Below are 1,069 nucleotides of genomic sequence, written 5' to 3' on the forward strand. Positions count from 1 at the left end.
GGAGACGTTTGCGGCGGAGGTGTTCGAGCCGTTCGCGCGCAAGGATCAGCGCCGCTGGGGGCAGGTGTATCTGCGGGGTCTGCTGACCGACGGGCAGCGTAAGTCGGTCGAGCCGATGGCCGCCCGGCTTGGGGAGGACGGCAACCGGCAGGCACTGGCCAACTTCATCACCACCAGCCCCTGGGATCCGGCCCACATCCGGGCCCAGCTCGCCTGGCGTATGGAGGAGGCGATCGGGCCCGAGGCCCTGGTCTTCGACGACACCGGGTTTTTGAAGGACGGGAGGGCCTCGGCATGCGTGTCGCGGCAGTACACCGGCACCGCCGGCAAGGTCACCAACTGCCAGGTCGGCGTCTCTCTCCACCTCGCATCCGACCACGCCTCGGCGGCGGTCAACTGGCGACTGTTCCTGCCCGAGACATGGGATCCCGCCTCGCCGAAGGCCGATGCGGACAAGGTTGCCCGCCGCGCCGCGTGCGGCATCCCGGACGATGTCGGGCACGTGGAGAAATGGCAGCTGGCCCTGGACATGCTCGACGAGACCCGCTCCTGGGGCCTGGAGGTGCCGCTGGCCATCGCGGACGCAGGATACGGCGACGCCGCCGCGTTCCGGCACGGACTGCAGGCCCGCGGCCTGAACTACGTGGTGGGGATCTCCACCACGCTCTCGGCCCAGCCCGCCGACGCGGTGCCGGTGACCGAACCGTACTCCGGGACCGGACGCCCGCCGGTGGCGAAGTATCCCGACAAGCCGCGCTCGGTGAAGGAACTGGTCATCGCGGCGGGCCGGAAGGCGGCCCGGCCGGTGCAGTGGCGTGAGGGTTCCCGGCCCGGAAGTGGCCGCTCGGGCCGCAAGCGGATGTACTCCCGCTTCGTGGCCTTGCGTATCCGGCCTGCCGGACGCGAGGTCCGCCAGCACGCCGACGGTCCGGAACTGCCCGTGTGCTGGCTGCTGGCCGAATGGCCCGCCGGTGAGAGTGAGCCGGTGCAGTACTGGCTGTCCGATCTGCCCTCCGGCATGCCCTTGACCACACTGGTCCGGCTCGCCAAGCTCCGCTGGCGCATCGAG

The 1,069-nt window shown here is 70.7% G+C and carries 1 protein-coding gene; it reads left to right on the top strand.

What is annotated here, in order from left to right:
* The coding region (locus tag ABZ453_RS51415; RefSeq protein WP_359027021.1) for an IS701 family transposase at positions 1-1,069 on the top strand (1,069 nt) is incomplete at both ends.

The organism is Streptomyces sp. NPDC005799 (assembly GCF_040630525.1).
Classification (GTDB): domain Bacteria; phylum Actinomycetota; class Actinomycetes; order Streptomycetales; family Streptomycetaceae; genus Streptomyces; species Streptomyces griseorubiginosus_B.